Source organism: Klebsiella sp. 54, assembly GCF_018223875.1.
GTDB classification, from domain to species: Bacteria; Pseudomonadota; Gammaproteobacteria; order Enterobacterales; family Enterobacteriaceae; genus Klebsiella; species Klebsiella quasipneumoniae.
Genome location: NZ_JAGRRA010000010.1, coordinates 126894 through 145896 on the forward strand (window position 1 = coordinate 126894; position 19003 = coordinate 145896).

Sequence of the window (19003 nt, forward strand, 5' to 3'; positions counted from 1 at the left end):
CTCCGTGAGACTAAAGTGACAGTTTGGCGGCAAGCAGATCTTCCAGTTTGCGTTGATCGACGGCGAACAGGCGGATACCCTCCGCCAGCTTTTCGACCGCCATCGGATCCTGATTATGTTCCCAGCGGAACTCCGCCTCGCTGAGCGGCACCGGGCGCGGCAGGATCTGGCTGGCAGGGATCAGTTTGCGCACCACCGGGGCGTCGCTGGCCTGCAGCTCTTTTAACAGGGGCGGGGCGATGGTCAGCCGGTCGCAGCCGACCAGGGCAAGGATCTGCTCGGTGCGGCGGAAGCTGGCGCCCATCACGATGGTGTTGTATTTATGCTGTTTGAAGTAGTCATAGATATTGCGCACGGATTTCACCCCCGGATCTTCCTCAACCACGTAAGGATCCAGCGGTTTGCGCGCCTGATACCAGTCATAAATACGTCCGACGAAAGGGGAGATCAGATAGACCCCGGCCTCGGCGCAGGCCCGGGCCTGGGCGAAGGAAAACAGCAGCGTCAGGTTGCAGTGGATCCCCTCTTTTTCCAGGGTCTCGGCGGCACGGATCCCCTCCCAGGTGGAGGCCAGCTTGATCAGGATCCGTGACTTATCAATGCCCATCTCCTGATACAGCGCCACCAGATGGCGCGCTTTCTCGATGCTCTTCTCCCGGTTGAAGGAGAGCCGGGCGTCTACCTCGGTGGAAACCCGGCCCGGAATGCTTTTGAGGATCTCCGCGCCAAAATTGACCGCCAGCTTATCGCAGGCGTGAGTCACCTGCGCTTCACGGCCGCCTCCTTGCTTTTTCGCCCAGGCGATCGCGTCGTCAATGAGTCCGCTATAGGACGCCAGGCCGGCGGCCTTCAGCAGCAGGGAGGGGTTAGTGGTGGCATCTTCCGGATGGTAGTGGCGGATGGATTCGATGTCGCCGCTGTCGGCGACCACGGTGGTGAACTGCTTGATACTGTCTAGCTGATTCATAGATAAGTCCTCCTGGAACAAGGTGTTACATGAGTGCTTGCCGGTATGCGGTATAAATATTGATGAGGTACATAACCAAAAAGCATAGCAGACGGGGCTATTATTGGCGGCGAATCCGGGTAACATAACCGCTATAAATTGATAACAACCAGATCATAGCGATGGCTAGAGTTTGGCGGTGTTCAAAGTTTATCGCCCCGCCAGGAGGGATACTGTCTGCCACTGAAAGGTGAACGACAGGATGGTCATCACGCTTTTTCCCTACGAACGATACGTGAAAGAAAGGAATATAAAATGGATGAGCAGTTAAAACAGAGCGCCCTCGACTTCCACGAATTTCCGGTTCCCGGAAAAATCCAGGTCTCGCCGACCAAACCTCTCGCCACCCAGCGCGATCTGGCGCTGGCCTACTCGCCGGGCGTCGCGGCCCCCTGTCTGGAAATTGAAAAAGATCCGCTGGCGGCCTACAAATATACCGCCCGCGGCAACCTGGTGGCGGTGGTCTCCAACGGCACCGCGGTGCTGGGACTCGGTAACATCGGCGCGCTGGCCGGCAAGCCGGTGATGGAGGGCAAAGGCGTCCTGTTTAAGAAATTCGCCGGCATCGATGTGTTTGATATCGAAGTCGATGAGCTGGACCCGGATAAATTCATTAACGTCGTCGCCGCCCTCGAGCCGACCTTCGGCGGTATCAACCTCGAAGATATTAAAGCGCCTGAGTGTTTCTACATTGAGCAGCAGCTGCGCGAGCGGATGAATATTCCGGTTTTCCACGACGATCAGCACGGCACGGCGATCATCAGCACCGCGGCGATCCTCAACGGCCTGCGCGTCGTTGAGAAGAATCTGTCCGACGTGCGGATGGTGGTCTCCGGCGCCGGGGCGGCGGCAATTGCCTGCATGAACCTGCTGGTGGCGCTGGGGATGCAAAAGCACAACATCGTGGTCTGCGATTCGAAAGGCGTTATCTATAAGGATCGTGAGCCCAACATGGCGGAAACCAAAGCGGCCTATGCAGTGGAAGACGACGGCAAACGCACCCTCGATGACGTGATCGACGGCGCGGACATTTTCCTCGGCTGCTCCGGTCCGAAAGTGCTGACCCCGGAGATGGTGAAGAAGATGGCGCGCGCGCCGCTGATCCTCGCCCTGGCCAATCCGGAGCCGGAAATTCTGCCGCCGCTGGCGAAGCAGGTCCGCGATGATGCCATCATCTGCACCGGCCGCTCCGACTATCCTAACCAGGTCAACAACGTGCTCTGCTTCCCGTTCATCTTCCGCGGCGCGCTGGACGTCGGCGCGACGGCGATCAACGAAGAGATGAAGCTGGCGGCGGTGCATGCCATTGCCGAGCTGGCCCACGCTGAGCAGAGCGAAGTGGTGGCCTCCGCCTACGGCGATCAGGATTTAAGCTTTGGCCCGGACTACATCATTCCGAAACCGTTCGACCCGCGGCTGATCGTCAAGATCGCCCCCGCGGTGGCGAAGGCGGCGATGGACTCCGGCGTGGCGACGCGCCCGATCGCTGATTTTGACGCCTATATCGAGAAGCTGAGCGAGTTCGTCTATAAGACCAACCTGTTTATGAAGCCTATCTTCTCTCAGGCGCGCAAAGAGCCGAAGCGTGTGGTGCTGGCGGAAGGGGAGGAGACCCGGGTGCTGCACGCCACCCAGGAGCTGGTGTCGCTGGGGCTGGCCAAACCGATTCTGGTGGGCCGCCCAAGCGTGATTGAAATGCGCATCCAGAAGCTGGGCCTGCAGATCAAGGCCGGCGTTGACTTCGAGATCGTCAATAATGAATCCGACCCGCGGTTTAAAGAGTACTGGAGCGAGTACTATCAGCTGATGAAGCGCCGCGGCATTACCCAGGAGCAGGCGCAGCGGGCGGTGATTAGCAACACCACAGTGATTGGCGCCATCATGGTTCACCGTGGCGAAGCGGATGCGATGATCTGCGGCACCATTGGCGAGTACCACGACCACTACCGCGTGGTGCAGCCGCTGTTCGGCTATCGCGACGGCGTCAGCACCGCCGGGGCGATGAACGCGCTGCTGCTGCCGAGCGGTAACACCTTTATCGCCGATACCTATGTCAATCACGATCCCTCGCCGGAAGAGCTGGCAGAGATCACCCTGATGGCGGCGGAAAGCGTGCGTCGCTTTGGTATTGAGCCGCGGGTGGCGTTGCTGTCGCACTCCAACTTTGGCTCTGCCGACTGCCCGTCAGCCAGCAAGATGCGTAAAACCCTGGAGCTGGTGAAGGCCCGCGCCCCGGAGCTGATGATCGATGGTGAAATGCATGGCGACGCCGCGCTGGTGGAAAGCATCCGCAACGATCGCATGCCGGACAGCCCGCTGAAGGGGTCGGCCAATATTCTGGTGATGCCGAATATGGAAGCCGCCCGGATCAGCTATAACCTGCTGCGCGTCTCCAGTTCGGAAGGGGTAACCGTCGGGCCGGTGCTGATGGGAGTCGCGAAGCCGGTGCATATTCTGACGCCGATCGCCTCCGTGCGTCGCATCGTGAATATGGTGGCGCTGGCGGTTGTCGAAGCGCAAACCGAACCGCTGTAAACGTCATAAAAAAGCCCCGGTACTCCGGGGCTTTTGGTCTGAATTGGCTTCGTTTAGATCCAAGCTTTCACTTTAATAAACTCGCTCAGCGCCGCTTCGGGGCTGCCGGCCTCCGGCTGGTAATCATATTCCCAGCGTACCAGCGGCGGCATCGACATCAGAATCGATTCCGTCCTACCGCCGGTCTGCAGACCGAACAGGGTGCCGCGGTCCCAGACCAGATTGAATTCAACGTAGCGGCCGCGGCGATAGAGCTGAAAATGGCGCTCGCGCTCGCCGTACGGCGTGGCTTTCCGGCGTTCGACGATGGGTAAATAGGCATCAGCATAGCCGTTCCCAACCGCCTGCATAAAGGCGAAGCAGTGGTCAAAATCCGGGGTGTTCAGGTCGTCAAAGAACAGACCGCCGATGCCGCGCTGCTCCTGGCGGTGCTTGAGATAGAAGTACTCATCGCACCATTTTTTATAGCGCGGATAGACTTCCTCGCCGAACGGCTGACACAGATCGCGGGCGGTACGATGCCAGTGGACGGCATCCTCTTCAAAGCCATAGTAAGGGGTTAAATCAAAGCCGCCGCCGAACCACCACACCGGGTCGGCGCCGGGCTTCTCGGCAATAAAGAACCGCACGTTGGCATGGCTGGTGGGCACATAGGGGTTCAGCGGATGAACCACCAGCGAGACGCCCATGGCTTCAAAGCTGCGTCCGGCCAGCTCCGGGCGGTGGGCCGTGGCGGAGGCAGGCATGGCGTCGCCATGGACGTGGGAGAAATTGACCCCGGCCTGTTCGAACACATTGCCCTCGCGCAGCACCCGGCTGCGTCCGCCGCCGCCGCCTTCCCGCTGCCAGGCGTCTTCAATAAACGGCGCGCCATCTACGGCGCTCAGCTGCTGACAGAGGCTGTCCTGCAGCTGGAGCAGAAAAGTTTTAACCTGCGCGGCATCGGGTTTCATTAACGTCTCTTCGAATGGGCTTTCTGGTTATCGAACCAGTGGAAATAGCTGATAATGCCGTTGGCAATCGCGGTGGCGATTTTCTGCCGGAAGGCGGTGGTGCCGAGCAGTTTTTCCTCGTTCGGGTTAGTAATGAACGAGGTTTCCACCAGCACGGACGGTATGGACGGCGACTTCAGCACCACGAACGCCGCCTGTTCGGTATTGCGGCTGTGTAGCTTATGCACCGGCTTGATCTTTTTGAGGATATGCGAGCCCAGCGTCAGGCTGTTTTTAATGGTGTCGGTCTGCACCAGATCGAACAGCACCTGCTGCAGCAGATGGTCTTTATCCGTCGCTTTCTTACCGGCGACCTCGTCGGCGCGGTTTTCGCGATCGGAGAGGTATTTCGCCATGGCGCTACTCGCCCCGCGGTTTGACAGGGCGAACACCGAGGCGCCGGCGGCGCTCGGGTTGGTGAAGCCGTCGGCGTGGATCGACATAAACAGATCGGCGCCATGCTGATGGGCAATCTCCACGCGGTCATACAGCGGGATAAAGGTATCGCCGGTGCGGGTCAAGCGGGCGTCAATGCCGTTGCTGCGCAAGATGCTGCGCACGTTCTTAGCGATCGCCAGCACCACATGCTTCTCTTTCGAGCCATTATGGCCGATAGCCCCGGTGTCGATGCCGCCGTGGCCCGGGTCGAGCATCACAATGCGGCGGGCGCCGGCCTTTTTGGCGGCGGGTTTGCTGTGTCCATTTGATGTTTTCAGTGGCTGCTCTTTTGCGCTGACCTGTGCAGTGACGCCGCTCAGCGTCATGGCAGCCAGCCCGGCTTTCAGCACCTGACGGCGCGAAGCAAGTATTTTTAAGGGTTTAAAAGTGCTCATTCGGCCTGAATTGTAAACAAGTGATGTCCAATGTTATATCGTATCGCGTTTGCCGTTACGACCATTCAAAATAAGAATTGTTTTACTTTTCATTTCAATACATGACAAAGTCATATTATGCCATTTTTTGTCGCTGATTTCGCCTGATATTGGCTATCAGTCATATTCGCGCCATAATCACTGTTTTTAACCGTCAATGGTGGGGAATACCATGGAGATTCGCGTTTTTCGCCAGCAGGATTTCGAAGAGGTTGTGACGCTGTGGGAGCGTTGCGATCTGCTGCGTCCCTGGAACGATCCGGAGATGGATATTGAGCGCAAGCTGAATCACGATGTCAGCCTGTTCCTGGTGGCGGAAGTGAACGGCGAAGTCGTCGGTACGGTGATGGGCGGATATGACGGCCATCGCGGGTCGGCCTACTATCTGGGGGTCCATCCGGAATATCGCGGCCGGGGTATCGCGAACGCGTTGCTCAACCGTCTGGAGAAAAAGCTGATTGCTCGCGGCTGCCCGAAAATCAATATTATGGTCCGCGAGGACAACGACGTGGTGCAGGGGATGTACGAGCGGCTGGGCTATGAGTACGCCGACGTTCTGACCCTGGGCAAACGCCTGATTGAAGATGAAGAATACTGAGTTTATCCCCGCCGATTTTGATGCCCATGGCCGTCTGCGCCTGCCTTTTCTTTTCTGGTGCGTACTGTTGTTACAGGCCCGCACGTGGGTGCTGTTCTTGATGGCCGGCGCGTCGCGCCAGCAGGGCGACGCGATTCTGAATCTGTTCTATCCCGATCACGACCGCTTCTGGCTCGGTTTACTTCCCGGCGTGCCGGCGGTGCTGGCCTTTCTGCTTAGCGGCTATCGTCAGCGCCTGCCGCGCCTGTGGCGGGCGATGCGCTGGCTGCTGGTGCTATCGCAAGTGCTGCTGTTGCTCTGGCAGCCGATGCTATGGCTGAGCGGCGAATCGCCCTCATCGCTGACCATTGCGCTGCTGGTCGCGGATGGCTATGCCCTGTGGTGGCTGGCAACCAGCCGTCGCCTCGGCGCCTGTTTTCGCCAGACTAGCTTTTAATGGCACTTTTTACCGATCGTGAACTCCAACATGCGTTGAATGACTCAGAAAGGATTGTGAAATGAAATCGCTACGTGTAATGCTCTGCGCGCTTCCGCTGGCGCTCACCGGCTGCTCAACGATGAGCGCGGTCAACTGGTCGGCGGCCTATCCGTGGAACTGGTTTGGTTCTTCCACCGAGGTGACCGAGCAGGGGGTGGGTAAACTGACGGCGTCCACGCCGCTCAACGAACAGGCCATTAGCGATGCCCTGGGGGGCGACTATCGTTTGCGCAGCGGAATGAAGACCGATCAGGGCAATATCGTCCACTACTTTGAAGCGCTGAAAGACAACAGTGTGGCGCTGACCATCAATGGTGACAACGGTGCCATCAGCCGGATTGAGGTGCGTGATGCCGAAATCAAAACCGCCAGCGGCGTGAAAATCGGCACACCGTTCAGCGATCTGTACAGCAAAGCCTTCGGCAACTGCCAGAAAGGCAGCAATGACAACGGGGCGGTCGTCGAGTGCCAGGCCGAGGGGAGCCAGCATATCAGTTACGCCTTCACTGGCCACTGGAGCGGCCCGGACGAACTGATGCCCTCCGACGATACGCTGAAAAACTGGAAGGTCAGCAAAATTATCTGGCGTCGCTAAATTGATCTGAAGAGACACGACGGCCCTGAAAAACGGTTACAATGGCGCGTTAGCAACGCGACAGCGTTGTGGTTGCATCATTTCAGGAGGAGCGATGTCTCAGGTTCAGAGCGGCATTTTGCCGGAACATTGCCGCGCGGCGATTTGGATTGAAGCCAATGTCAAAGGGGACGTTAACGCCCTGCGCGAAGCGAGCAAAATTTTTGTCGATAAAGTGGCCACCTTTCAGGCTAAATTCCCTGACGCCAAACTCGGTGCCGTGGTGGCGTTCGGCAATAACGCCTGGCGTCAGCTGAGCGGCGGCGAAGGGGCGGAAGAGTTAAAAGATTTTCCGGTCTACGGCAAAGGGCTGGCGCCGTCCACCCAGTATGACCTGCTGATTCATATTTTATCCGCCCGCCATGAAGTGAACTTCTCGGTAGCGCAGGCCGCGCTGGCCGCCTTTGGCGACGCTATCGAGGTGAAAGAAGAGATCCACGGCTTCCGCTGGGTGGAAGAGCGTGACCTCAGCGGCTTCGTCGACGGCACCGAAAACCCGGCGGGGGAAGAAACCCGTCGTGAAGTGGCGGTGATCAAAGACGGCGTGGACGCGGGCGGCAGCTACGTGTTCGTCCAGCGCTGGGAGCATAATCTCAAACAGCTGAACCGCATGAGCGTGCCGGATCAGGAGATGATGATCGGCCGCACCAAGGAAGCCAATGAAGAGATCGATGGCGACGAACGTCCGGTCACGTCGCACCTGAGCCGCGTTGACTTAAAAGAAGATGGCAAAGGGCTGAAAATTGTTCGCCAGAGCCTGCCGTATGGCACCGCCAGCGGTACCCATGGCCTCTATTTTTGCGCTTACTGCGCGCGTCTGTACAACATCGAGCAGCAGCTGCTGAGCATGTTCGGCGATACCGACGGCAAACGCGACGCGATGCTGCGCTTCACCAAACCAGTGACCGGCGGCTATTACTTCGCGCCGTCGCTTGAGCGTATTCAGGCGCTGTAATTTGTCCCCTCACCCTAACCCTCTCCCCAAAGGGGAGAGGGGACGGTACGGTGCGGTTATGGAATCTGCGTGTGGACTCTCTTTCTCCCTCTCGTTGAGGGAGAGGGAACCGTTCGGTGCGGTTATGGAATCTGCGTGCGGACTCTCTTTCTCCCTCTCCCTCAGGGAGAGGGGCGGGGTGAGGGCATTGGCGACTCAAGCGCTTCAAGTATCCTCTCCATCACCGCCTCTTCATACTCTTCAAACTCATTATTCCAGAAGCGTAAAACCCGCCATCCCTGACTCTGTAGCCAGCGGGTGCGGCGAACATCGTAGACGCGTCTCGGATCGTGTTGACCGCCGTCCAGTTCAATCGCCAGCCATGTTGCGCAGCAGGCAAAATCGAGAATATAGGGGCCAACGGGATGCTGGCGGCGAAACTTATAGCAAGCAAAACGGCGGTTGCGCAGTAAGTACCATAGTCGACGTTCTGTTGGCGTTAAGCTACGTCTGAGCTGACGAGCAAATATCTGTGTGTTTTTCATATAAACCCAGTGCGCGCCTGGCTGCCGTTTGTCACAATGACACGTCTAATCTGCGAGCCGCTTTCAGCTAAGCTTTGCCAGGTGCTTATTCCCTTTTCGACTTCCAAATCGCCAAACGGTATATAAAACCGTTACTCCTTTCGTACCCGTTATAAATATGATGATCATCAGTAAATGATCATTTTTGATAAGGGTGCGCAATGGCCGTTAAATCACTGAAAAAAGGATATCTGGCGCTGGCGGCTTCCCTGCTGCTGGTGGCGCAGGCGCAGGCGACGGAGCTGCTGAACAGCTCCTATGATGTCTCCCGCGAGCTGTTTGCCGCCCTTAACCCGCCTTTTGAGCAGCAGTGGGCGAAGGACAATGGTGGAGACAAGCTGACCATCAAGCAGTCGCACGCCGGCTCTTCCAAGCAGGCGCTGGCGATCCTGCAGGGCCTGAAGGCGGACGTGGTGACCTACAACCAGGTGACGGACGTGCAGATCCTGCATGACAAAGGCAACCTGATCCCGGCCGACTGGCAAAGCCGCCTGCCAAACAACAGCTCGCCGTTCTATTCGACGATGGGCTTCCTGGTGCGCAAAGGCAACCCGAAAAACATTCATGACTGGAACGACCTGGTCCGCTCTGACGTTAAGCTGATCTTCCCGAACCCGAAAACCTCGGGCAACGCGCGGTACACCTACCTGGCGGCTTGGGGCGCGGCGGATAAAGCCGACGGTGGCGATAAAGCCAAAACCGAACAGTTTATGACCCAGTTCCTGAAGAACGTCGAAGTCTTCGACACCGGCGGACGCGGGGCGACCACTACCTTCGCCGAGCGCGGCCTGGGCGATGTGCTGATCAGTTTCGAGTCGGAAGTGAACAATATTCGCAAGCAGTATGAGGCGCAGGGATTTGAAGTGGTGATCCCGAAAACCAACATTCTGGCGGAGTTCCCGGTGGCCTGGGTGGATAAAAACGTCAAAGCCAACGGCACGGAAAAGGCGGCGAAAGCCTATCTGAACTGGCTCTACAGCCCGCAGGCGCAGAGCATCATTACCGACTACTACTATCGGGTAAACAACCCGAAAGTGATGGATTCGCTGAAGGATAAATTCCCGCAGACCGAACTGTTCCGCGTGGAGGACAAGTTTGGCTCCTGGCCTGAGGTGATGAAAACCCACTTCGCCAGCGGCGGCGAACTGGACAAACTGCTGGCGGCGGGGCGTAAGTAATGTTTGCTGTGTCGTCCAAGCGCGTGCTGCCGGGCTTTACCCTGAGCCTCGGCACCAGCCTGCTGTTTGTCTGTCTGATTCTGTTATTACCGCTCAGCGCGCTGGTGATGCAGCTGGCGCAGATGAGCTGGGCGCAGTACTGGGATGTGATCACCAACCCGCAGGTGGTGGCGGCCTATAAGGTGACCCTGCTGTCGGCGTTCGTGGCCTCGATTTTTAACGGCGTCTTCGGTCTGCTGATGGCGTGGATCCTTACCCGCTATCGTTTTCCGGGCCGCACGCTGCTGGATGCCTTAATGGACCTGCCGTTTGCGCTGCCGACGGCGGTAGCCGGCCTGACCCTGGCCTCGCTGTTTTCGGTAAACGGCATTTACGGGGAATGGCTGGCGAAGTTCGATATTAAAGTGACCTATACCTGGCTCGGTATCGCCGTGGCGATGGCTTTCACCAGCATCCCGTTCGTGGTGCGTACCGTGCAGCCGGTGCTGGAAGAGCTGGGACCGGAATATGAAGAGGCAGCGGAAACGCTGGGCGCCACGCGCTGGCAGAGTTTCCGCAAGGTGGTCCTGCCGGAGCTGTCGCCGGCGCTGCTGGCGGGCATCGCTCTGTCGTTTACCCGCAGCCTCGGCGAATTCGGCGCGGTGATTTTTATCGCCGGCAACATCGCGTGGAAGACGGAAGTGACGTCGCTGATGATCTTTATTCGTCTGCAGGAGTTTGACTATCCGGCGGCGAGCGCCATCGCCTCGGTGATCCTGGCCGCCTCGCTGCTGCTGCTGTTTTCCATCAATACCCTGCAGAGTCGCTTTGGTCGACGCGTGGTAGGTCACTAATGGCGGAAGTTACTCAATTGAAACGCTACGACGCGCCCCGCATCAACTGGGGCAAATGGTTTCTGATTGGCGTCGGGATGCTGGTTTCCGCCTTCATCCTTGTGGTGCCGATGCTCTATATCTTCATCCAGGCCTTCAGCAAAGGGTTAATGCCGGTGCTGGAAAACCTGGCGAACCCGGACATGCTGCACGCCATCTGGCTGACGGTGATGATCGCCTTGATTACCGTGCCGGTGAATCTGGTGTTCGGGACCTTGCTGGCCTGGCTGGTCACGCGCTTTACGTTCCCGGGACGCCAGCTGCTGTTGACGATGCTGGATATCCCGTTCGCCGTCTCGCCGGTGGTCGCGGGTCTGGTTTATCTGCTGTTCTACGGCTCTAACGGTCCGCTGGGCGGCTGGCTTGATGCACATAATCTGCAAATCATGTTCGCCTGGCCGGGCATGGTGCTGGCGACGATCTTTGTCACCTGTCCGTTTGTGGTGCGTGAGCTGGTGCCGGTGATGATGAGTCAGGGCAGCCATGAAGATGAGGCGGCGGTATTGCTGGGGGCTTCCGGATGGCAGATGTTCCGCCGGGTGACGTTGCCCAATATTCGCTGGGCGCTGCTGTACGGCGTGGTGTTGACCAACGCCCGCGCCATCGGCGAATTCGGCGCGGTGTCGGTGGTCTCCGGTTCGATCCGCGGAGAAACGCTGTCGCTGCCGCTGCAAATTGAATTACTGGAGCAGGATTACAACACCGTCGGCTCGTTTACCGCCGCGGCCCTGCTGACGTTAATGGCTATTCTGACCCTGTTTTTAAAGAGTATGTTGCAATGGCGTCTGGCCAATCAGGAAAAACGCGCGCAACAGGAGGGAAATCATGAGCATTGAGATTGCCAATATTAAGAAATCGTTTGGTCGCACCCAGGTGCTGAATGATATCTCGCTGGATATCCCTTCCGGACAAATGGTCGCGCTGCTGGGGCCTTCCGGCTCCGGGAAAACTACCCTGCTGCGGATTATCGCCGGGCTGGAGCATCAGACCAGCGGTCATATCCGCTTCCACGGCACCGACGTCAGCCGGATGCACGCCCGCGACCGTAAAGTGGGCTTCGTCTTCCAGCACTATGCGCTGTTCCGCCATATGACGGTGTTCGATAACATCGCTTTTGGCCTGACCGTGCTGCCGCGCCGTGAACGACCCAATGCGGCGGCGATTAAAGCCAAAGTGACCAAACTGCTGGAGATGGTGCAGCTGGCTCACCTGGCGGATCGCTATCCGGCGCAGCTGTCCGGTGGTCAGAAGCAGCGCGTGGCGCTGGCGCGCGCCCTGGCGGTAGAGCCGCAAATTCTGCTGCTGGATGAACCTTTCGGCGCGCTGGATGCGCAGGTGCGTAAAGAGCTGCGCCGCTGGCTGCGTCAGCTGCATGAAGAGCTAAAATTTACCAGCGTGTTCGTCACCCACGATCAGGAAGAGGCGATGGAAGTTGCCGACCGGGTGGTGGTGATGAGCCAGGGCAACATCGAACAGGCCGATGCGCCTGAACGCGTGTGGCGTGAGCCGTCCACCCGCTTCGTGCTGGAGTTCATGGGGGAAGTGAATCGTCTGCAGGGGGTTATCCGCGGCGGACAGTTCCACGTTGGCGCCCACCGCTGGCCGTTAGGCTATACCCCGGCATACCAGGGGCCGGTGGATCTGTTCCTGCGTCCGTGGGAAGTGGACATCAGCCGCCGAACCAGCCTGGATTCGCCGCTGCCGGTGCAGGTCCTGGAGGCCAGTCCGAAAGGACACTACACCCAATTAGTCGTCCAGCCTCTGGGGTGGTATGACGAACCGCTGAGCGTGGTGTTAACGGGCGATGAGGCGCCGTCCCGCGGCGAACGGCTGTTCGTCGGGCTGCAAAATGCGCGCCTGTACAACGGTACCGAGCGTATCGAGCCACGCGGCGAGCTTGCTCTGGCGCAGTCGGCCTGATAGCTTAAATCCATGTGCTTTTGCCGGGTGAGGCTGTGCTTACCCGGTCTGAAATTATCACGCGTCTGGTAGGCCGGGTAAGCGAAGCGCCGCCCGGCTTTTTTATTGAGTAAACATCGTGAATACACTCGAACACACCATCGGCAATACCCCTCTGGTCAAACTTCAGCGTCTGGGGCCGGACAACGGCAGCGAAATCTGGGTCAAACTCGAAGGCAATAATCCGGCCGGTTCGGTGAAAGATCGCGCTGCGCTGTCGATGATCGTCGAAGCGGAAAAGCGCGGCGAAATTCAGCCCGGCGACGTGCTGATCGAAGCGACCAGCGGCAACACCGGTATCGCGCTGGCGATGATCGCCGCGCTGAAAGGCTACCGGATGAAGCTGCTGATGCCCGACAACATGAGCCAGGAGCGCCGGGCCGCGATGCGCGCCTACGGCGCCGAGCTGATCCTGGTCACCAAAGAGCAGGGGATGGAAGGGGCTCGCGACCTGGCCCTCGAGATGGCTCAGCGCGGGGAGGGCAAACTGCTCGATCAGTTTAACAACCCGGACAACCCCTACGCCCACTACACCACCACCGGGCCGGAAATCTGGCAGCAGACCGCAGGGCGTATCACCCACTTTGTCTCCAGTATGGGGACCACCGGCACCATTACCGGCGTGTCACGATTTCTGCGCGAACAGAGTAAACCGGTGACCATCGTCGGCCTGCAGCCGGAGGAGAGCAGCAGTATTCCCGGGATCCGCCGCTGGCCGGCAGAGTATATGCCGGGGATCTTTAACGCTTCGCTGGTGGATGCGGTGCTGGATATTCATCAGCAGGATGCCGAGAACACCATGCGTCAGCTGGCGGTGCGGGAAGGCATTTTCTGCGGCGTTAGCTCTGGCGGCGCGGTAGCCGGGGCGTTACGTATCGCCCGCGAAAATCCAGGCGCGGTGGTGGTGGCGATCGTCTGCGATCGCGGCGATCGCTACCTCTCCACCGGCGTGTTCGGCGAGGAACACTTTAGCCAGGGAGCGGGTATTTAATCATCGAGCAGGTCGGTGCCGTAGGAGTTATCGACCGTGCACAACCAGCGCTCCCCCTGCTTCTGAAAGACATAGGTTGCACGTCGCGTAACCTGTGTTATCCCCTGTGCCGTCGGGATATCCAGCCGGGTCTCCATTATCACCAGCGCATTGCCGCCGCCCTCAATGACCTCCATTTTCCCCTGGGTCACTATCAGCCGGTGCTGGAAATAGTCGGCAATGGCGATAAACGCTTTGCGGATATTCTCTTTCCCTCTGACCACCATGCCCGGTTTGACGACCAGCGCGGCGTCTTCCGCGTAATAGCCCATCAGGGTATCGTAATCTTCCTGCGAGATAGCGCGGTCGCAGGCTTCGATGACTGCTTTTAGGGTCAGGTCAATGTGATGCATCTCTGGTGCTCCTTATTGTGAGCGATGTGTCCGCCACCGTGAGCGTTTCATCCGTTTCGACGATCCGGACATGCAGGTAAGACTACGCCTGTTTTCGTTTATTTTTACAGTAACTTGTCGGCAGTAGCTACCACTCCCCGATGAGTTCGACACACTACCTGCGTCAGGGAGCGTCTAAGACCTGGGCTATATCGGCCGCCAGGCGGGCAATCTCATCGTCATTCAGGCGGCCCAGCGACAGGCGTAGCCCGTGGGAGGGCGTACGAATGCCAAACACCTCCCCCTCGCGGACCAGCCAGCCGGCGCGGGCCAGCCGTAAGGCGTAGGGCTGGCTCGCTGTTGGCAGCGGCAGCCAGAAATTAAGGCCGTCGCCAGGCGTAGCATGGCTGTAGCCGTGCCGGGCCAGCGCTGCCGCCAGTTTCTCATTCTGCTGGGGATAGTGACGGCGGGTTTCCGTCATCGAGGCGATAAACGCCTCATCGGTGAGACAGGCCAGCGTCAGATCCTGCAGCAGATGGCTCACCCACTGGCTGCCGGCGTTAAGCCGCAGGCGCAGCGCCGAGGAGGTGTCGATATCGCTGGCGATAAAGGCCAGCCGCAGGTCTGGCCCGAGCGTTTTTGACATCGAACGCACCACCGCCCAGCGCTGGGTGCTCGCGGGCAGAGGAGAAAACCAGGGCGTAGCCGACAGCAGGGCAAAATGATCATCGACGATCGCCAGCACCTGCGGATAACGGACCAGCACCTCCCGCAGGGCATGCGCCCGGGTTTCCGTCAGGCTACAGCCGGTAGGATTGTGCGCGCGCGGGGTTAAGATCACCGCCCGCGCGCCGTTGCGTAACGCCTCCTCCAGCCCGACAGGATCCATCCCCTCGGCATCCACCGCCACCGGGCAGGGGGTAAAGCCAGCGTAACGCACCATATTGATGCTGCTAAGAAAACAAGGATCTTCAACCACCACGCCGTCGCCGGGGAGCAGCAAGGCGCAGAGCAGACGCTCCAGCGCGTCAATCGCCCCGCTGGCGAGGTTCAGGGCAAAGGGAACGGTTATCTCCCCGGCAAACCATGCCTCAGCCCATTCGCCAAGCCGCGGCTCGATGGGGGCATCGCCATACAGGTGGGGCATGCGGGCAATTTGGCCCAGATAGCGTGCTAAATCAGGCAGTCTGGCGGGGTCCGGATTGCCGCTGGAGAGATCGTTCAGCGGCGTCGTGGGGTCACCGCCCTCCAGCGCCGGCAGCGGATCCCGTGCTTTGATGGCCGTGCCGTTTCGTCCCTGGCTCACGGCCAGCCCGGAGGTGACCAGCCGTTTATAAGCGGCGGCGACGGTATTGCGATTCACCGCCAGCTGGCTGGCGAGCTCGCGTACCGGCGGCAGAACTTCTCCGGGCTGCAGGCCACCGCTCTGCACCAGATGGCGGATATGATCGAAGATATCGCTGGCGGTTTTTCCGGCAAACATTATTGACCTATGACAAAATGAAATTTAGCATAGGACGAATCATAATCAGAGCGTGACCCGCTGTCCAGCGGGGGGAGAAAAGATGGGCCAGCAAGATGACATACAATCAGTGCTCTTTCACGACAAAAGCCGGGCGTCGGAAGTCGATATCGTCGCCGTGCAGTCGCAGGTAGTTTACGGCAGCGTCGGCAACAGTATCGCGGTACCGGCGATTAAACAGCACGGTTTGCGTGTGCTGGCGGTGCCGACGGTGCTGTTCAGCAATACGCCCCATTATGAGACGTTCTATGGCGGCATTATCCCGGAGGAGTGGTTTGTCGGGTACCTGCAGGCGCTTGAGGAGCGCGACGCGTTGCGCGAACTGCGTGCGGTGACCACCGGCTATATGGGCAACGCCGTGCAAATTGAACGCCTGGCGCAGTGGCTGACGCGGGTCCGCGACCGCCATCCCGATCTCTGTATTCTGGTGGATCCGGTGATTGGCGATGTCGACAGCGGCATCTACGTCAAGGCCGAGATCCCGGACGCCTATCGTCAGCACCTGCTGCCGCTGGCGCAAGGGATCACCCCTAATCTGTTTGAGCTGGAGACGCTGAGCGGCCGGCGCTGTCGCAATCAGCAGGAGGCGGTCGCCGCGGCGCGAAGCCTGCTGTCGGACAGTCTCAAGTGGGTGGTGATCACCAGCGCGCCAGGAGAGGCCGCTTCGACAATCAATGTGCTGGTGGTGACGGCCGATGCAGTGCAGGTGGTGGTTCACCCGCGGGTGGAGACGGACTTGAAGGGTACCGGCGATCTGTTTTGCGCTGAGCTGGTGAGCGGGTTGCTTTCGGGCCTGGCGCTGGGGGCAGCGACGGAAGCAGCCGCCCAGCGCGTGCTGGAGGTGATGAACTGGACTGCCGCGCAGGGGTGTGACGAACTGATCCTGCCGCCGCTGGAGCAACAGAGATGAAAAGCTATCGGTTAGTGATCCGTCAGCAGGGACGCATTGTTGGTCATTTTGATACCACAGGGGAGGCGGCGCTGGAGGATGCCTGCGTGGCGCGGTCGCTGTTCGGCCTGGCCGGAGGATATCAGTGCGAACTGCTGGTCTCTGACGGCGAGCGGCGCATTCTGGAGAGCACCCCGGAAGGATTGCGTCTCTTATCTCGCGAAAAATGCTATCAGCCGGTGACCCACGCGATATAAAAAAATGGCGCCTTTCGGCGCCATTTCTATGCAGCAATCATTACTTCTTGATGCGGATTACCGGGGTTTCACCCACGGTCACGCTACCGGACAGTTTGATCAGCTCTTTGATCTCGTCCATGTTGGAGATAACCACCGGAGTCAGGGTAGACTTGGCTTTCTCTTCCAGCAACGGCAGATCGAATTCGATAACCGGGTCGCCGACTTTCACGCGCTGGCCTTCTTCAGCGATACGCTTGAAGCCTTCGCCTTTCAGTTCAACGGTATCAATACCGAAGTGAACGAACAGCTCGATGCCGCTATCAGATTCAATAGAGAACGCATGGTTGGTTTCGAAAATTTTACCAATGGTACCGTCTACCGGCGCGACCATTTTGTTGCCGGTCGGTTTGATGGCAATCCCATCGCCCACAATTTTTTCCGCAAAAACCACATCCGGCACGTCTTCAATGTTGACGATCTCACCGGAGAGGGGAGCAACAATCTCAATAGTTCCGGTGTCTTTCTTGTCATCAGAAACCAGAGATTTCAATTTATCAAACAAACCCATGATCTTCTCCTAAGCAGTAATTTGGGCCGCGCATCTCGTGGATTAGCAGATTGTTTTTTCTTCAATGAACTTGTTAACCAGCGTCATTAACTCGTCCGTTGTCGGTTGAGCAAGAGCCTGCTCTGCTAATACTTTCGCATCTTCGAAGTTCGTGTTACGAATAATCTTCTTGATGCGCGGGATGGAAATGGCGCTCATAGAGAATTCGTCCAGCCCCATACCCAGCAACAGAAGTGTAGCACGTTCATCGCCCGCAAGCTCACCGCACATGCCAGTCCATTTACCTTCAGCGTGAGAAGCATCAATAACTTGCTTAATCAGATTCAGTACAGACGGTGACATCGGCTGGTAAAGATGTGAAATCATATCATTACCACGGTCAACTGCCAGAGTATATTGCGTTAAATCATTGGTGCCGATACTAAAGAAATCAACTTCTTTGGCCAGATGACGAGCAATGGTCGCCGCAGCCGGTGTTTCCACCATCACGCCGATCTCAATGGATTCGTCAAATGCTTTACCTTCGTCACGCAGTTCCTGTTTGTAGATTTCGATCTCTTTCTTCAGCGCACGCACTTCTTCAACAGAGATGATCATCGGGAACATAATGCGCAGCTTACCGAAAGCGGAGGCACGCAGGATGGCGCGAACCTGATCGCGGAGGATCTCTTTACGATCCATGGCGATACGCACGGCACGCCAGCCGAGGAACGGGTTCTCTTCTTTCGGGAAGTTCATGTACGGCAGCTCTTTGTCGCCGCCGATGTCCATGGTACGCACGATAACGGCCTGAGAGCCACAGGCTTCAGCCACCGCTTTATAAGCCGCAAACTGCTCTTCTTCGGTTGGCAGCGCGTCGCGATCCATGAACAGGAATTCAGTACGATACAGGCCTACGCCTTCGGCGCCGTTGCGCTCAGCACCTTCGACGTCGCGAACGGTACCGATGTTGGCGCACACTTCAACCTGATGGCCGTCGAGAGTAATCGCCGGCAGATCTTTCAGTTTCGCCAGTTCGGCTTTTTCTTCCGCAACCTGAGCCTGCAGATTACGCAGCGCTTCAATTTGCTCGTTAGACGGGTTGATCAGAACCTGGTTGTTCACCGCGTCGAGAATCAGATAGTCGCCGTTTTTCACCTGCGCCGTGATGCTGCCGGTGCCCACGATGGCCGGCAGTTCCAGGGAACGCGCCATGATGGAGGTGTGGGAGGTACGGCCGCCCGCGTCGGTGATGAAACCCAGCACTTTTTTCAGGTTCAGCTGTGCGGTTTCAGACGGGGTCAGATCGGCGGCGACGAGGATGACTTCATCCTGAATCGCGCTCAGATCGATGATAGCCAGACCAAGGATGTTGCGCAGCAGGCGCTTACCGATATCACGTACGTCAGCCGCACGTTCTTTCAGGTATTCATCGTCCAGCTCTTCCAGGGCAGTGGCCTGACCGTCGATAACTTCATTGGCTGCCGCGTCGGCAGTCATGTGCTTATCTTTAATCAGGGCTATGATTTCCTGCTCAAGCTCCTCATCTTCCAGCAGCATAATATGCCCTTCGAAGATGGCTTCTTTTTCTTCACCGAAAGTTTCACCAGCTTTGGTTTTGATGACCTCCAGCTGGGCGGAGGCCTTGGCGCGGCCGCTCAGGAAACGTTCGACTTCCTGATCAACCTTATCGGCAGAAATTTTCTTCCGGTCGATGACAATTTCATCTTCCTTCAGCAGCAGTGCTTTGCCGAAGGCGATACCCGGGGATGCTAAAATGCCTGAAATCATAACCCTACCTT

20 protein-coding genes are annotated in these 19003 nt (G+C 58.2%); 12 read left to right on the top strand and 8 right to left on the bottom strand.

Annotated features, from left to right (window positions below):
- Positions 1-10: 10 nt before the first annotated feature.
- Complete coding sequence (tal, locus tag KHQ24_RS19095; protein WP_004201965.1) at positions 11-967, bottom strand: transaldolase; 957 nt, start codon at positions 965-967, stop codon at positions 11-13.
- A gap of 294 nt (positions 968-1261) precedes the next feature.
- Between tal and maeB the strand changes: the two genes are divergently transcribed.
- A complete protein-coding gene (gene maeB, locus KHQ24_RS19100; RefSeq protein WP_004201966.1) occupies positions 1262-3541 on the top strand; it encodes an NADP-dependent oxaloacetate-decarboxylating malate dehydrogenase in 2280 nt (759 codons plus the stop codon).
- A gap of 53 nt (positions 3542-3594) precedes the next feature.
- Here maeB and hemF read toward each other — a convergent pair whose 3' ends face one another.
- Positions 3595-4494 (bottom strand): oxygen-dependent coproporphyrinogen oxidase, encoded by a 900-nt coding sequence (hemF, locus tag KHQ24_RS19105; RefSeq protein ID WP_064189602.1) that lies wholly within the window; start codon positions 4492-4494, stop codon positions 3595-3597.
- Positions 4494-5366: an N-acetylmuramoyl-L-alanine amidase AmiA gene (gene amiA / locus KHQ24_RS19110; protein ID WP_004201984.1), complete on the bottom strand. Its 873-nt coding sequence runs from the start codon at positions 5364-5366 to the stop codon at positions 4494-4496. Before amiA ends, hemF begins: the two co-directional genes overlap by 1 nt.
- A gap of 211 nt (positions 5367-5577) precedes the next feature.
- Between amiA and KHQ24_RS19115 the strand changes: the two genes are divergently transcribed.
- From KHQ24_RS19115 to KHQ24_RS19130, 4 genes are all read left to right on the top strand, one after another.
- On the top strand, positions 5578-6003 hold the full coding sequence (locus tag KHQ24_RS19115) for a GNAT family acetyltransferase (RefSeq protein ID WP_002913637.1): 426 nt from the start codon (positions 5578-5580) through the stop codon (positions 6001-6003).
- Positions 5990-6439 (top strand): DUF2919 domain-containing protein, encoded by a 450-nt coding sequence (locus tag KHQ24_RS19120; RefSeq protein ID WP_017900453.1) that lies wholly within the window; start codon positions 5990-5992, stop codon positions 6437-6439. Before KHQ24_RS19115 ends, KHQ24_RS19120 begins: the two co-directional genes overlap by 14 nt.
- Positions 6440-6500: 61 nt before the next feature.
- On the top strand, positions 6501-7076 hold the full coding sequence (locus KHQ24_RS19125; protein WP_057216558.1) for an RpoE-regulated lipoprotein: 576 nt from the start codon (positions 6501-6503) through the stop codon (positions 7074-7076).
- Positions 7077-7170: 94 nt separating this feature from the next.
- A complete protein-coding gene (locus KHQ24_RS19130; protein WP_211777415.1) occupies positions 7171-8070 on the top strand; it encodes a Dyp-type peroxidase in 900 nt (299 codons plus the stop codon).
- A 161-nt stretch (positions 8071-8231) separates the two neighbouring features.
- Here the strand turns inward: KHQ24_RS19130 and KHQ24_RS19135 are convergent, their stop codons facing one another.
- Positions 8232-8594 carry an endonuclease domain-containing protein gene (locus KHQ24_RS19135; protein ID WP_072140508.1) on the bottom strand — a complete coding sequence of 121 codons (363 nt, stop codon included), beginning with the start codon at positions 8592-8594 and terminating at the stop codon, positions 8232-8234.
- Positions 8595-8794: 200 nt separating this feature from the next.
- Here KHQ24_RS19135 and cysP point away from each other — a divergent pair, with 200 nt between their 5' ends.
- From cysP to cysM, 5 genes are all read left to right on the top strand, one after another.
- Entirely contained in the window at positions 8795-9811 is a 1017-nt protein-coding gene (gene cysP / locus KHQ24_RS19140; protein ID WP_152650931.1) for a thiosulfate/sulfate ABC transporter substrate-binding protein CysP, read from the top strand.
- Positions 9811-10644, top strand: coding sequence for a sulfate/thiosulfate ABC transporter permease CysT (cysT, locus tag KHQ24_RS19145; protein ID WP_002913626.1), 834 nt, complete (start codon positions 9811-9813; stop codon positions 10642-10644). The genes cysP and cysT overlap by 1 nt, the downstream gene beginning before the upstream one ends.
- The gene (gene cysW / locus KHQ24_RS19150) at positions 10644-11519 is read left to right on the top strand and encodes a sulfate/thiosulfate ABC transporter permease CysW (RefSeq protein ID WP_004201990.1); all 876 of its coding nucleotides are present in this window, start codon (positions 10644-10646) and stop codon (positions 11517-11519) included. Before cysT ends, cysW begins: the two co-directional genes overlap by 1 nt.
- Positions 11509-12603 (top strand): sulfate/thiosulfate ABC transporter ATP-binding protein CysA, encoded by a 1095-nt coding sequence (gene cysA, locus KHQ24_RS19155; protein WP_004201991.1) that lies wholly within the window; start codon positions 11509-11511, stop codon positions 12601-12603. Before cysW ends, cysA begins: the two co-directional genes overlap by 11 nt.
- A gap of 118 nt (positions 12604-12721) precedes the next feature.
- A complete protein-coding gene (gene cysM / locus KHQ24_RS19160) occupies positions 12722-13633 on the top strand; it encodes a cysteine synthase CysM (RefSeq protein ID WP_211777416.1) in 912 nt (303 codons plus the stop codon).
- Here the strand turns inward: cysM and KHQ24_RS19165 are convergent.
- Together KHQ24_RS19165 and ptsJ are read right to left on the bottom strand one after the other, a co-directional pair.
- A complete protein-coding gene (locus tag KHQ24_RS19165) occupies positions 13630-14025 on the bottom strand; it encodes a YybH family protein (protein WP_004201993.1) in 396 nt (131 codons plus the stop codon). The genes cysM and KHQ24_RS19165 overlap by 4 nt on opposite strands.
- Before the next feature lie 163 nt (positions 14026-14188).
- Positions 14189-15487, bottom strand: coding sequence for a transcriptional regulator PtsJ (gene ptsJ, locus KHQ24_RS19170; protein WP_211777417.1), 1299 nt, complete (start codon positions 15485-15487; stop codon positions 14189-14191).
- An 82-nt stretch (positions 15488-15569) separates the two neighbouring features.
- Here ptsJ and pdxK point away from each other — a divergent pair, with 82 nt between their 5' ends.
- Both pdxK and KHQ24_RS19180 read left to right on the top strand, forming a co-directional pair.
- Entirely contained in the window at positions 15570-16436 is an 867-nt protein-coding gene (gene pdxK / locus KHQ24_RS19175) for a pyridoxine/pyridoxal/pyridoxamine kinase (RefSeq protein WP_004201995.1), read from the top strand.
- Positions 16433-16672: a hypothetical protein gene (locus KHQ24_RS19180; protein ID WP_017900460.1), complete on the top strand. Its 240-nt coding sequence runs from the start codon at positions 16433-16435 to the stop codon at positions 16670-16672. Before pdxK ends, KHQ24_RS19180 begins: the two co-directional genes overlap by 4 nt.
- Positions 16673-16712: 40 nt before the next feature.
- On the opposite strand, the gene crr is transcribed toward KHQ24_RS19180, so the two are convergent.
- A complete protein-coding gene (gene crr / locus KHQ24_RS19185; RefSeq protein ID WP_000522253.1) occupies positions 16713-17222 on the bottom strand; it encodes a PTS glucose transporter subunit IIA in 510 nt (169 codons plus the stop codon).
- A 42-nt stretch (positions 17223-17264) separates the two neighbouring features.
- Positions 17265-18992 (bottom strand): phosphoenolpyruvate-protein phosphotransferase PtsI, encoded by a 1728-nt coding sequence (gene ptsI, locus KHQ24_RS19190; protein ID WP_004201998.1) that lies wholly within the window; start codon positions 18990-18992, stop codon positions 17265-17267.
- Positions 18993-19003: the final 11 nt, after the last annotated feature.